At 62.9% G+C, this 13156-nt stretch carries 11 protein-coding genes and 4 pseudogenes; 12 read left to right on the top strand and 3 right to left on the bottom strand.

Annotated features, from left to right (window positions below; translation table 11 throughout):
* The first annotated feature begins 26 nt into the window (after positions 1-26).
* From nrdI to AC5Y3Z_RS01335, 6 genes and pseudogenes are all read left to right on the top strand, one after another.
* Positions 27-479: a class Ib ribonucleoside-diphosphate reductase assembly flavoprotein NrdI gene (nrdI, locus tag AC5Y3Z_RS01360; protein ID WP_463827766.1), complete on the top strand. Its 453-nt coding sequence runs from the start codon at positions 27-29 to the stop codon at positions 477-479.
* Positions 449-1009 (top strand): annotated as a pseudogene (locus tag AC5Y3Z_RS01355) (ribonucleotide reductase N-terminal alpha domain-containing protein); the annotation flags it as partial. The gene nrdI and the pseudogene AC5Y3Z_RS01355, both read left to right, overlap by 31 nt.
* Positions 998-2203: pseudogene (locus AC5Y3Z_RS01350) on the top strand (LAGLIDADG family homing endonuclease); the annotation flags it as partial. The pseudogenes AC5Y3Z_RS01355 and AC5Y3Z_RS01350, both read left to right, overlap by 12 nt.
* A 24-nt stretch (positions 2204-2227) precedes the next feature.
* Positions 2228-3844 (top strand): annotated as a pseudogene (gene nrdE / locus AC5Y3Z_RS01345) (class 1b ribonucleoside-diphosphate reductase subunit alpha); the annotation flags it as partial.
* A 123-nt stretch (positions 3845-3967) separates the two neighbouring features.
* Entirely contained in the window at positions 3968-4711 is a 744-nt protein-coding gene (locus AC5Y3Z_RS01340) for a TetR/AcrR family transcriptional regulator (RefSeq protein WP_463827767.1), read from the top strand.
* Between the two features lie 147 nt (positions 4712-4858).
* Positions 4859-6442: a flavin-containing monooxygenase gene (locus tag AC5Y3Z_RS01335; protein WP_473138999.1), complete on the top strand. Its 1584-nt coding sequence runs from the start codon at positions 4859-4861 to the stop codon at positions 6440-6442.
* Here the strand turns inward: AC5Y3Z_RS01335 and AC5Y3Z_RS01330 are convergent.
* Together AC5Y3Z_RS01330 and AC5Y3Z_RS01325 are read right to left on the bottom strand one after the other, a co-directional pair.
* Positions 6426-6965, bottom strand: a complete 540-nt coding sequence (locus AC5Y3Z_RS01330) for a TetR/AcrR family transcriptional regulator (RefSeq protein WP_473138998.1) — start codon at positions 6963-6965, stop codon at positions 6426-6428. The two genes, AC5Y3Z_RS01335 and AC5Y3Z_RS01330, sit on opposite strands and share 17 nt — an antisense overlap.
* On the bottom strand, positions 6949-7395 hold the full coding sequence (locus AC5Y3Z_RS01325; protein WP_473138997.1) for an SRPBCC family protein: 447 nt from the start codon (positions 7393-7395) through the stop codon (positions 6949-6951). Before AC5Y3Z_RS01325 ends, AC5Y3Z_RS01330 begins: the two co-directional genes overlap by 17 nt.
* Positions 7396-7562: 167 nt before the next feature.
* On the opposite strand from AC5Y3Z_RS01325, the gene AC5Y3Z_RS01320 reads away from it, so the two are divergent.
* The 6 genes and pseudogenes from AC5Y3Z_RS01320 to AC5Y3Z_RS01295 all read left to right on the top strand — a co-directional run bounded on the left by AC5Y3Z_RS01320 (position 7563) and on the right by AC5Y3Z_RS01295 (position 12401).
* Positions 7563-8549 (top strand): YncE family protein, encoded by a 987-nt coding sequence (locus AC5Y3Z_RS01320; protein ID WP_473138996.1) that lies wholly within the window; start codon positions 7563-7565, stop codon positions 8547-8549.
* Between the two features lie 45 nt (positions 8550-8594).
* Positions 8595-9380, top strand: a complete 786-nt coding sequence (locus AC5Y3Z_RS01315; protein ID WP_473138995.1) for an alpha/beta fold hydrolase — start codon at positions 8595-8597, stop codon at positions 9378-9380.
* A gap of 112 nt (positions 9381-9492) precedes the next feature.
* Positions 9493-10467: a class 1b ribonucleoside-diphosphate reductase subunit beta gene (nrdF, locus tag AC5Y3Z_RS01310; RefSeq protein WP_463827773.1), complete on the top strand. Its 975-nt coding sequence runs from the start codon at positions 9493-9495 to the stop codon at positions 10465-10467.
* A gap of 127 nt (positions 10468-10594) precedes the next feature.
* A pseudogene (locus AC5Y3Z_RS01305) lies at positions 10595-11705 on the top strand (site-specific integrase).
* Between the two features lie 250 nt (positions 11706-11955).
* Complete coding sequence (locus AC5Y3Z_RS01300; protein ID WP_463827774.1) at positions 11956-12162, top strand: helix-turn-helix transcriptional regulator; 207 nt, start codon at positions 11956-11958, stop codon at positions 12160-12162.
* Positions 12159-12401, top strand: a complete 243-nt coding sequence (locus AC5Y3Z_RS01295) for a hypothetical protein (RefSeq protein WP_463827775.1) — start codon at positions 12159-12161, stop codon at positions 12399-12401. The genes AC5Y3Z_RS01300 and AC5Y3Z_RS01295 overlap by 4 nt, the downstream gene beginning before the upstream one ends.
* A 398-nt stretch (positions 12402-12799) precedes the next feature.
* On the opposite strand, the gene AC5Y3Z_RS01290 is transcribed toward AC5Y3Z_RS01295, so the two are convergent.
* Positions 12800-13135, bottom strand: coding sequence for an Imm63 family immunity protein (locus AC5Y3Z_RS01290; RefSeq protein ID WP_463827807.1), 336 nt, complete (start codon positions 13133-13135; stop codon positions 12800-12802).
* Positions 13136-13156 lie beyond the last annotated feature (21 nt).

The raw sequence follows: 13156 nt of genomic DNA, 5'->3' as shown, positions 1-13156 counted from the left end.
GTCGAGTAGGAAGGGTTGCGGTTCTCATGGATGTCGCGGGGCGCAACCTGGTGTATTTCTCCTCCGTGTCGGAGAACACCCACCGCTTCGTGCAGAAGCTGGGTGTTCCCGCCACGCGAATCCCGCTGCATGGACGCATAGAGGTCGACGACCCGTATGTGCTGGTGCTGCCGACCTACGGCGGGGGCCGGGCCACGCCGGACATCAACGACGGCGGCTACGTCCCCAAGCAGGTCATTGCGTTTCTGAACAACGAGCACAACCGCTCCCTGATCCGCGGCGTCATCGCCGCGGGCAACAACAACTTCGGTATGGAATTCGCCTACGCCGGCAATGTGGTGTCCCGCAAGTGTGGCGTTCCGTACCTGTACCGCTTCGAACTCATGGGCACCCAGGACGACGTCGACGCCGTCCGTGCGGGCCTGGCTCAATTCTGGAAGGAACAGACGTGCCACCAACCGTCACTGCAGAGCCTGTAACCGCCGGCCCGCACGCGTCGCAGATCAACGAAACGGATTACCACGCGCTCAACGCGATGTTGAATCTGTACGACGCCGACGGCAAGATTCAGTTCGATAAGGACATCCTGGCGGCGCGCCAGTACTTTCTGGAGCACGTCAACCAGAACACCGTTTTCTTCCATAACCAGGACGAGAAACTTGACTACCTGATTCGCGAGAACTATTACGAGCGTGAGGTTCTCGACCAGTATTCGCGCAACTTCGTCAAGACACTGCTGGACCGCGCCTACGCCAAGAAGTTCCGCTTCCCGACGTTCCTGGGTGCATTCAAGTACTACACGTCCTACACGCTGAAGACCTTCGACGGGAAGCGCTACCTGGAGCGTTTCGAGGACCGCGTGGTGATGGTGTCGCTGACCCTGGCCGCGGGTGACACCGCGCTGGCCGAGAAGCTGGTCGACGAGATCATCGACGGACGGTTCCAACCGGCCACACCGACGTTCCTGAATTCAGGGAAAAAGCAACGCGGAGAGCCGGTGTCGTGCTTTCCCGCCGGAACACCAGTAGATACGCCCGACGGTCCACGCGCCATCGAGATGCTGCGGGCAGGCGATCGGGTGCTGTCCCACGACGGATCCTTCTCCGTCGTCGAGTCTCTTATCGAGAATCCGAATGACCAGGCGTTGATCTCGATCTCACACTTCGGGCATAAAGAACCAATCATGTGCACGCCGGAGCATCCGATTCTGGTGTGGACTTCGCGCGATGTGCAGACACTCATTGACGGCGACGGTGCGGACCCGTTCAACGGATTTGTCTGGTTGGCCGCCAAAGACATTCATCCCACCGATTTCATCGTGACGGCAGCTCCGCTGGAGGGACGGCCGCGACGGACCTATGACTTGATGGAGTACGTCGGCGAGGGCGAATACGAAGAAGTCGACGGTCTGATCCGCAAGGTCAACACCGATAAGAAGCATCGCAACAAGCAACGTCATCACATGCGATTCGTCTCGGTGAATCGCTACGTTGAAGAGTCCTACGAACTTGGCCTGCTGCTCGGTTGGTATGTCGCCGAAGGCCACATCTCCAAGCGATCGGGTCCCGCAGGACGGCTTCCCAATGGCATCCACTTCACCATCGGCACGCACGAGCTCGAATACCAGCAACAGCTCGCGGTGGCTTTCAAGCGGGTGTTCGCCACGGATCTTGCCGTCCATCAGAGCTTGTCGGATCAGTCGGTGCGGATGATCTGCAATAGCAAAGTGATTGCGGCGCTGTTCCTTTCGCTGGTTGGCACGGAATATCACCTGAAGCAGTTGTCCCACGACGTTTTAACGGCAGACGAAGAGTTTCAACGTGGATTGCTGGCTGGGTTGTTCCGCGGTGACGGGTGCAGCACCCAGGGCGGCATGGTGCTCGACCTGGTCAATCCGAATCTGGTCGATCAGGTGCAGCTGCTGCTGCGCCGAAACGGGATCATGTCCAGGGTCCGCCAGTACGTCAACCAGTCGGGCAATGTGACCGGTCAGGTGTTTGTGCCCGGACTGCCCGGCACCAACGAGGACTTCATCTTCGACGTCGGCAAGAATCTGTATAACTATGTCGGCCAGAAAGGGACGTCCCGCACGACTTATCAGGTTGTGCTCGGGCGGCACGTGTACGGAATCCGCCATGTACGGCAGACCGAGGACGTTCCCGCGAAGGTCTACAACCTGCATGTCGAGGACACGCACACCTACACGATCCGTGGCACCGTCGTGCACAACTGCTTCCTTCTTCGCATCGAAGACAACATGGAGTCCATTGGGCGCTCCATCAACTCCGCGCTGCAGTTGTCCAAGCGTGGCGGGGGAGTTGCGTTGCTGCTGACCAACATTCGCGAACACGGCGCTCCGATCAAGAACATCGAGAACCAGTCCTCGGGTGTCATCCCGATCATGAAGCTGCTGGAGGACTCCTTCTCCTACGCGAACCAGTTGGGTGCGCGTCAGGGTGCCGGCGCGGTGTACCTCAACGCGCATCACCCCGACATCTACCGCTTCCTGGACACCAAGCGGGAGAACGCCGACGAGAAGATCCGGATCAAGACGCTGAGCCTGGGCGTGGTGATCCCCGACATCACCTTCGAGCTGGCGAAGAAAAACGAGGACATGTACCTGTTCTCGCCGTATGACGTCGAACGGGTCTACGGGCAGGCGTTCGCCGACATCTCGGTGACCGAGAAGTACTACGAGATGGTCGACGACGCCCGCATCCGCAAGACCAAGATCAAGGCGCGCGAGTTCTTCCAGACGCTGGCCGAATTGCAGTTCGAGTCCGGCTACCCGTACATCATGTTCGAGGACACCGTGAATCGCGCCAACCCCATCGAGGGCAAGATCACGCACTCGAACCTGTGCTCGGAGATCCTGCAGGTCTCCACGCCGTCGCTGTTCAACGAAGATCTGTCGTATGCCCATGTGGGCAAAGACATTTCGTGCAACCTAGGTTCGTTGAACATCGCCAAGACGATGGACTCGCCGGACTTCGCCCAAACCATCGAGGTGTCGATCCGGGCGTTGACCGCGGTGAGCGACCAGACCCATATCACCTCGGTGCCGTCCATCGAGCAGGGCAACAACGACTCGCACGCGATCGGGCTGGGGCAGATGAACCTGCACGGGTACCTGGCGCGGGAGGGCATCTACTACGGCTCCGAAGAAGGCATCGACTTCACCAACATCTACTTCTATTCGGTGCTCTACCACGCGCTACGGGCCTCGAACCGGATTGCGATCGAACGTGGAACGCACTTCAAGGGATTCGAGAAGTCCAAGTACGCCTCGGGCGAGTTCTTCGACAAGTACACCGAGCAGGTGTGGGAGCCGCAGACCGAAAAGGTGCGCCAGCTCTTCGCCGACGCCGGCATCCGCATCCCCAACCAGGACGACTGGAAACGGCTCAAGGAGTCGGTGCAGCAGCACGGCATCTACAACCAGAACCTGCAGGCCGTCCCGCCCACCGGGTCGATCTCCTACATCAACCACTCGACGTCGTCGATCCACCCGATCGTGTCGCGGGTGGAGATCCGCAAGGAAGGCAAGATCGGCCGCGTCTACTACCCGGCGCCGTACATGACCAACGACAACCTGGAGTATTACCAGGACGCGTATGAGATCGGCTACGAGAAGATCATCGACACCTACGCCGCGGCCACCCAGCACGTGGACCAGGGATTGTCGCTGACGCTGTTCTTCAAGGACACCGCCACCACGCGTGATGTGAACAAGGCGCAGATCTACGCCTGGCGTAAAGGCATCAAGACGCTGTATTACATCCGGCTGCGGCAGATGGCGCTGGAAGGCACTGAGGTGGAGGGTTGCGTCAGTTGCATGTTGTGACGCCGGCGCAGAGCGTGCGGTTCACGACGTAATGCCGGTGTGTCCCGTCGCCCGGTGCACGCTCGCCGGCGGGAACGTCGAGTCTGCCCAGGTCAACCGAGGCCACGCGGTAAAGTGCTGGACGTGGTGAGAGTGCCTCGACCATCGTTGCCGCACCCCGGCCCGAAGCCGGCGGTGAAAGTCGACGCGCGCAGCGAGCGTTGGCGCGAACACCGCAAGAAGGTGCGCAGCGAAATCGTCGAGGCGGCCTTCCGCGCCATCGACCGCCTGGGCCCCGAGCTCAGCGTGCGGGAGATCGCCGAGGAGGCCGGCACTGCCAAGCCGAAGATCTACCGGCATTTCGCCGACAAGTCCGACCTCTTCCTGGCCATCGGTGAGCGCCTGCGCGACATGCTCTGGGCGGCGATCTTCCCGTCCATCAACCTGGCCACCGACTCGGCGCGACAGGTCATCCACCGCGCCGTCGAGGAGTTCGTCAGCCTGCTCGACCAGCACCCCAACGTAATGCGGGTGTTCATCCAAGGCGGTTCCAGCGCGCAATCGAAGGCGACGGTGCGCACCCTCAACGAAGGCCGCGAGATCACGCTGACCATCGCCGAGATGTTCAACGACGAACTGCGGGACATGGAACTCAATAAGGCGGCGATGGAACTCGCCGCGTTCTCCGCGTTCGGTTGCGCGGCGTCGGCCACCGAATGGTGGCTGGGTCCCGAGCCGGACAGCCCGCGGTCGATGACGCGCGAGCAGTTCGTCGCGCAATTGACCACCATCATGATGGGCATCATCGTGGGCACCGCCGAAACCATGGGCATCGCGATGGACCCCGACCAGCCAATACACGCGGCACTGCCCGCGGCCCTTCCGTGAGCCGGCTCGCGCCGACGTTGACATCGCGGTAGCGATCGACAAGACTCGAAATACCCGATACCCCGGGTACTGGGTATCTGCGGTTCGCCGTTGACCGAGTCGATCCGGCTGGTTTCGGGCAGACCACAACAGGAAAGATCAATAACCATGACCGACGTCGTGACCCCGGCAGTAGACGAATCCGGCAAACCCAAGTCCGACAAGCCGCCCGTGCACACCCGTGTCGTCATCATCGGCACCGGCTTCTCCGGGCTGGGCATGGCGATCGCGCTGCAAAAGCAAGGCGTGGATTTCGTGATCCTGGAGAAGGCCGACGACATCGGTGGCACCTGGCGGGACAACACTTACCCCGGCTGCGCCTGCGACATCCCGTCGCACCTGTACTCGTTCTCCTTCGAACCCAAGCCGGACTGGAAGAACCCGTTCTCCTTCCAGCCCGAGATCCTGGACTACCTCAAGGGCGTCACCGAGAAGTACGGACTGCGTCGCCACATCGAGTTCAACGCGCTGGTCGACCGCGGCCACTGGGACGACGACGAGTACCGCTGGCATGTCTTCACCGCCGACGGGCGGGAATACGTTGCGCAGTTCCTGGTGTCGGGGGCCGGGGCGCTGCACATCCCGTCCTTCCCCAACATCGACGGCCGCGACGAATTCATCGGCGCCTCTTTCCATTCCGCGGAGTGGGATCACAGCGTCGACATCACCGGCAAGCGGGTCGCGATCATCGGCACCGGCGCCAGCGCGATCCAGATCGTGCCCGAGATCGTCGGGGACGTCGCCGAACTTCAGCTCTACCAGCGCACCCCACCGTGGGTGGTGCCGCGCTCCAACCCAGAAATTCCGAAGGCGTTGCGCGCCGCGATGCAGAATGTGCCGGGGCTGCGCGCGCTGGTGCGCCTGGCCATCTACTGGGGACAGGAGTCGCTGGCGATCGGGATGACCAAGCGGCCCAATGTGCTGAAATTCATTGAGGCGTACTGCAAATGGAACGTCTTCCGATCGGTGCGCGACCGCGAACTGCGCCGCAAACTGATCCCGAACTACCGCATCGGGTGCAAGCGCATCCTGAATTCGTCCACCTACTACGCCGCGCTGTCCAGCCCGAACGCCGAAGTGATCACCGAGGGAATCGCGCGCATCACTCCCGACGGGATCGTCACCGAAGACGGCCGGGAACGAAAAGTAGACGTGATTGTGTACGCCACCGGCTTTCACGTCACCGACTCCTACACCTACGTCGACATCAAGGGTCAGCATGGGGAGGATCTGGTGGACCGGTGGAACCGCGAGGGGATCGGCGCGCATCGCGGCGTGACCGTCGCCGACGTGCCGAACCTGTTCTTCCTGCTGGGCCCCAACACCGGGCTGGGCCACAACTCGGTGGTCTTCATGATCGAGTCGCAGATCCGCTACGTGGCCGATGCAATCGCCACCTGCGACAAGAAGGGTGCCCAGGCGCTGGCCCCCACTCGGGAAGCGCAGGACCGGTTCAACGATGAGCTGCAGGAGAAGCTGACCCACTCGGTGTGGAACACCGGAGGTTGCGCCAGCTGGTATCTGGATGAGCACGGCAAGAACACCGTGTTGTGGGGCGGTTACACCTGGCAGTATTGGCGGGCCACCCGGTCGGTGAAACCGGAGGAGTACCAGTTCCTCGGCGTGGGCAAGGGCGGCGCGGGCAAGGGCAGGGGCAAAGACGCCCGCCGCGCCCTCAGGGCAGCCGGCTGAGCAGGTCCCCGAAGGCCTGCGCGGCCGCGTCGACGCCGTCTTCGTCGTCGGTGGCGACGAGATCCAGCAACAAGCCGCGGATGACGGCCAGACCGAGACGGGCCATGGCGGGCTGCTCGGCAGCCGGGTCCACCTCGGTCAGCCAGCCGTGTACCGCGTCGGGAATCATTGGCGCGAAAGGCTTTTCGCCCTGGGCGGCGCGCGAGTAGCACTCGAAGAACAAGCGTTCCAGCCGTCGTAGCTCGGGCCGGCGAACGTCGGCCCACATCGCCGCGAAACCCGCGGCGGGACTGCTTGTCGGCAGACCCGGCAGCACGCCCTTTTGCCGCCGTTCCACCTCCTCGACCACGCAGACCAGCATATTTTCCCGAGAACCGAAGTGGTGCAGCAACATTCGATGACTGGTGCCGACGGCTGCGGCGACGTCGCGCAGGGACCGGTCACCAACTCCGTGTGCCGCGAATTCCTCGACCAGCGCCTCCAGTAGCTCGCCGCGCCGGTGCAGGTCAGGCGTGCGGGCCATGCGCGCGGCTGCGCTCCTCGGCCCGACGTTTGAGACCGGTGGCCTCCATATCGAGATAGCGCCTGGTCAGCCTGGCCATCAAGCGGCCGACCAAGGCGCCGAACACACCTCGCTGATCGATCTGCTGGCGCACCAGGGTGCCGCCGCCGGGTCGGGGGACGACGGCATGGCGAGCGGCGGCGACCGCGCCGGGGGCACGTTGCTCCCAGGTCCAGGACACGCCGGGATCGATTTCAGTCACCTGCCAGACGAGTTTGGCCATCCGCGGTTGTTTGATCGCAAACCGGCTGCCGACCGCGAGGCCAGGTCCGTCCAGCCCGACCAGGGAGGTCACCGAATCGGTCCAGTCGGGCCAGCGTTCGACGTCGCTGAACACGTCCCAGACGATTTCCGGGGACGCATCGATCTCGACACTGTGTTCGGTAAACATGTACCAAATGGTACACGCTCTGCTGGGTAGTGCCCAGGCCGGCAGGCCGTGTTGGTCCGCCCGGCAGCGGGTACTACCCGCAGGTGATCCGAAAGCTTTGCGCCGGTTTGGCTTTGCTCATGGTGGCGGCTTGCGGGCACAGCAGCGTCGCCCCGCCGTCCACGGGCATGACCACCACCGGCCTCCTGCCGGCCGGGGTCCCCACCGAAGGCAGCCGGCCGCCGGCTGCAAAGCTGCCGACCGCAGCCGAACCGCTGCGCGCACCCCCGGTCGCACCGGATGCCCCCATCGGACGCACCATCCCGGTGGGGCACACGGCCGAGGGCATTGTGGTGGACGCCTCGACGCGCACCGTCGCGGTAGCCACCAGCGATCCGAACCAGCTGGTGCTGCTCAACGCGGACTCCGGCGAGATCACCGGCCGAATTCCGTTGCCGGGCAGAGTTCGTCATCTCCAGTTGGCGGCCGCGGGCGGTCCGGTGCTGGTGCCGGTCGAGTCGGCCGACGCGTTGGTCCGCGTCGACCTGCCGCTGGGGCCGGCGCACGCGCCGATCCGCACCGGGACCGAACCACACGATGCCACCGCGGCGGCCAATGGGACCGTCTTCGTCGCCAACGAACTGGGCGGGACGATCGCGGTCCTGCGTGGTGAGCAGATCGTGAAAATCTTCACCGACAGTGTCCAACCGGCGGGCGCTGCCGCGGTCGGCACCGCGGTCGGGGTGCTGGACGTGCGCAAGAACGACCTCACCGTCTACGACGCCGACCGGCTGACCATCGCCGGATCCACCCCGGCCGGTGCCGGACCGACTCACCTGGTCGCCGACCGGCATGGACGCATGATCGCGACCGATACCCGCGGCAACGCAATCCGGGTATTCACCCCGCTGCCGACGCCGCGCCAGGTGGCCGGCATCGACCAACCCGGCGGCCCCTACGGGATCGCCTACGACTGGTCGCGGGACCGACTCTGGGTGGCGTCGTCGGGCACCAACGAAGTCGTCGGCTACGACATGAGCACAACGAACCCCGTTGTGGTGCAACGATTTCCGACTGTGCAGAATCCGTACAGCCTGGCCGTCGACGCGGCCACCGGCCGATTGTTCGTCGCCGGGGCGTCCGGTGGCGTCATGCAGATCATCGACTCGGGTTGAACGGCCCGGGGCGGGGTACGCCAGACGGGTCGAGGGGAGGCGACCATGACGATCGACGGATCGACGATGAACTTCGTGCGCCGCGGGTCAGGGCAACCGCTGCTGCTGGTCCACGGCCTCGGATCCAGTTGGCGCAACTGGGAATCCGTGCTGCCGCAGCTGTCGGTGCAACGCGAGGTCATCGCGTTGGACCTGCCCGGATTCGGCGACAGCCCACCGCTGGCGGGGGAGACGACCATCGCGTCGCTGACCGATGCGGTGCAGGCCTTCATCGCCGCGCACGAGCTGGGGGACATCGACGTCGTCGGCAGTTCCATGGGTGCGCGAATGGTGCTGGAAATGGCCCGTCGTGGTCATGCCGGAACGATGGTGGCGCTGGATCCCGGTGGGTTCTGGACCGATACCGAGGTGAGGGTGTTCGGCGCGACGGTGGGTGCGTCCATCGCGCTGGTGCGCCGGATCCAACCGCTGCTGCCCGCTCTGACGCGCAGCAGGGTCGGGCGCACGGCGCTGCTGTTGCAGTTCTCGGCCAAGCCGTGGCGACTGCCGCCCGCACTGGTCCTGCAGGAACTGCGCAGCTTTGCTCGCGCGACGCGGCTGGACGAGGCGCTGAGCGCGTTGGTGCACGGTCCCAAGCAAGCGGGTGGCTCGGTCAACGGCCGGGTGGTGATCGGCTGGGGACGCAACGACCGGGTGACCTCGCCGCGCCAGGCCGAGCGGGCCCAGCGGGCCTTCCCGGATGCGACGCTGCACTGGTTCGAGGATTGTGGGCATTTTCCACACTGGGACCAGCCCGAACGCGCAGTTCAGTTGATTCTGCAGCCGACGTAGCGACACGCCCCCAACACAAGTTCTTGTGTTGCCACGGCTTGTTGGACCCCAGGGGTAGTGTCTGTGGCCTAAGCAACACAGCCCTATTCGTTTCGGTGAAGTGGAGTTCGGCGTGACTGGAAATGCAAAGCTGATCGACCGCGTCTCGGCGATCAACTGGAACCGCCTGCAAGACGACAAAGACGCCGAAGTGTGGGACCGGTTGACCGGTAATTTCTGGCTGCCGGAGAAGGTCCCGGTGTCCAACGACATCCCGTCCTGGGGCACGCTGACCGCCAACGAGAAGCAGCTCACCATGCGGGTGTTCACGGGTCTGACCATGCTGGACACCATTCAGGGCACCGTGGGTGCGGTCAGCCTGATTCCGGATGCGCTGACCCCGCACGAGGAAGCGGTGTACACCAACATCGCGTTCATGGAGTCGGTGCATGCCAAGAGCTACAGCCAGATCTTCTCCACGCTGTGCTCGACCGCCGAGATCGACGACGCGTTCCGCTGGTCGGAGGAAAACCCCAACCTGCAGCGCAAAGCCGAGATCGTGCTCGAGTACTACCGCGGTGACCAGCCGCTCAAGCGCAAGGTGGCCTCGACGTTGCTGGAGAGCTTTCTGTTCTACTCCGGTTTCTACCTGCCGATGTACTGGTCGAGCCGGGCCAAGCTGACCAACACCGCCGACATGATCCGGCTGATCATCCGCGACGAGGCCGTACACGGCTACTACATCGGCTACAAGTACCAGCGCGGTCTGGCGTTGGAGGATGCGGCCACGCAGCAGGAACTCAAGGATTACACCTACGAGTTGCTCTTCGAGCTGTACGACAACGAAGTGGAGTACACCCAGGACCTCTACGACGAGGTAGGCCTGACCGAGGACGTCAAGAAGTTCCTGCGCTACAACGCAAATAAGGCGCTGATGAACCTGGGCTACGAAGCGCTGTTCCCGCGCGACGAGACCGACGTCAACCCAGCGATCCTGTCCGCGTTGTCACCCAACGCCGACGAGAACCACGACTTCTTCTCCGGGTCCGGGTCGAGCTACGTGATCGGCAAAGCCGTTGTCACGGAGGACGAGGACTGGAACTTCTAACGGCACAGTTCAGAGCTTTAACAATTGCGGTGTGTGCATCGTCAGCTAACTCAATGCGCCCGCGCCTTTCCCGGCGTAGCGGTACTCTTGCCCACATTTTGCCCACATTCGAATTACCGTTGTGGGCATGGCGGTCGTGCAGGCTTACGAGACCAAGCAGGGTAAGCGCTACCGCGTTAGGTACCGCACGCCGGACAATCGGCAGACTGATAAGCGCGGGTTCAGAACCAAGCGCGATGCCCAGCGGTTCGCCAACACCGTCGAGGTGGCCAAGTTCAAGGGCGAGTACGTTAACCCTGCTGATGCCCGCAGGACGCTCGACGACCTCGGGCAGGCCTGGCTCGACCGGCAGAAGGGTTACCTCAAGCCGTCCGGTTACGCCGTCATGGAGACGAGTTGGCGCATGCGGGTCAAACCACGCTGGGGCCAGGTGGCGCTCGGCGACATCAAGCCGACCGCCGTTCAGGGATGGATGACTGAGCTGGGCCAGGCCACCGAGAGCACCAAGGCCCTCGGTCCCGCTGCGATTAAGCGCGCCCACTACGTGCTGTCCCAAATCCTCGCCGACGCCGTGACCGACAACCTGATCCCTAAGAATCCGGCAGCCGGTCTGAAGCTTCCCAAGACCTCGCGCAAGAGGCCGGTGTACCTGACCCATCGGCACGTTAACGACCTGGCCGACGCAGCGGGGGAGTACAGGACTCTGGTGTTGCTGCTGGCATACACCGGGATGCGCTGGGGTGAAGCCATCGGCCTGCGGGTGGCGGACCTGGATCTGTTGCGCAAGCGTGCCGTAATCCATGAGAACGCCGTGCAGTCGGGCAACAGCATCCATGTCGGTACGCCCAAGTCGCACAAGCAGCGTTCAATCCCGCTGCCGGAGTTCCTGGTGCCGCTGCTAGCGCGCCAGTGCGAGGAGAAGGGCAGGGGAGACCTCTTGTTCGGCGATGGCGATCATGTGCGCCGCCCGCACCCCGTGTCTGGGTGGCTCGCCAAGGCGGTCACCGCGTCTAAGGTGCCTCGGGTGACGCCGCACGACTTGCGGCACACTGCCGCCTCGCTGGCGGTCTCAGCTCGGCGCCAACGTGAAGGCGGTGCAGCGGATGCTTGGTCACGCCAGCGCCGCCATGACGCTGGACTTATACGCCGACCTGTTCGACGATGACTTGGAAGGGGTCGCTGTTGCCTTGGACAAAGCCCGGACAGAAACGGTAACGAAGCATCAAGCGAGCACCTAATTACCTATAGCGGTTTGGCAAGTTCATAAGGAAAATTGCTATCTTAAGACGTTTTCTCAATCGTTGGGAGCACGTAAATACGCAGGTCATAACTCGCCATACCTCAGCGCGACTACGTCCGAGCGACGAAAAGCTATAGTCACCCTGTAGCACAACATGTTTCGGCCTGACTCAGGGGTCTGAATCGTGTCGTAGCGTGTCTCTCAACAACCGCAGAAAATTTGCGGTTTGCGAATTGAGAGGACGTTATATGACCACCAATCGCACAGGCAGTCGCGAGCGCGAACCGTTGGTCAAGACTGCCCAAGTGGCTGAGTTTCTCGGCACTACCAGCAATCAATTGATCCGATTGCGTTTTGAGGGTAAAGGGCCGAAGTTTGTCCGGCTCGGACGCTCTGTCCGCTACCGGTGGAGCGACGTCGACGCATGGGTCGCAGCGCAGGAAGTGTCGGCATGACCGCCCACGCCAGCCCCGCAGCCCGACAGGCTCGTCAGCTGCGCGAGGCCGTCAGCGGTGATTTGACGGGGCTTGAAGACCGTGCACGGCGGCTGGCCGAGCGCCTTGCTACTAGTACGCAGCAACTCGCCGCTGCCTACCAGGACTCTGCGCTCACGCGCACGAATCACGTTGCACGATTGAAGCGGCTGCGCAGCCAAATCGACGTCGGCATCAATGCCTTGGACGGTGTGCGATGAGTACACCTAGCCGCATCGAATTGGCTGACGTGGGTCGCATCGAAAATTACCTTCTTGCGAGTGGCGATCGCACGAGCGACAAGGAGGCGGTCCAGCCTATCGAGGGCGGGGAGGAGGAAGCGGACTCGGCCACGACCTGCGGCGACGATGACGCCGGAACGGGCGCTGACGGCGAGGAAGAGCCAGGCGACGATGTCGACGAGATGATCGGGTCGCTTCCTGGGCTCCCGGACGAGGACTACGGGCAGAGGTTCGAGGCTCCTGCTCCATCTCGGTGGTCGTTGCCGTGGTCCTGGTGCTCGGCGGCTACCGGCTGGACGAGGCGCAGAGGCCCGCTTTTCAGACAGGCCGAGGAACCCGCCGCCTCACCATATAGCTGTAGCTAGTTAATTGAACCGCTATAGGGTCTCGCCGATGTCGGGTAGTAAGGCAATATCCTGAACTTTTCCGTACCTGCGAAACATGTCAGCCGTCTCGCGGACGTTTCTCTTTGCCCAATCGACACTTAATTCGCTGAGCACTTGGTACTCGTACCTGAAACGCTCCGCTCGATCTCCGACCCGTTTGGCGGCTTGAGTGCTGACAACGCTTTGGCAATACCAATACAGAAGATCGTCGAGGCTGCCTGCACGGTCGAAGCCGAGTTTGCCGCGCTCGTAGTAAGTAAAGTGATAGGAACCGTCATCAGCCACGAAGATGTTCAGATCATCATTTGTCCTCAAACCTACTGGCATCGGGCGCACGCCTAATATTTC

The sequence above is a fragment of the Mycobacterium sp. NGS61 genome (assembly GCF_059812325.1).
This window is presented reverse-complemented; position numbering and strand designations above follow the sequence as displayed.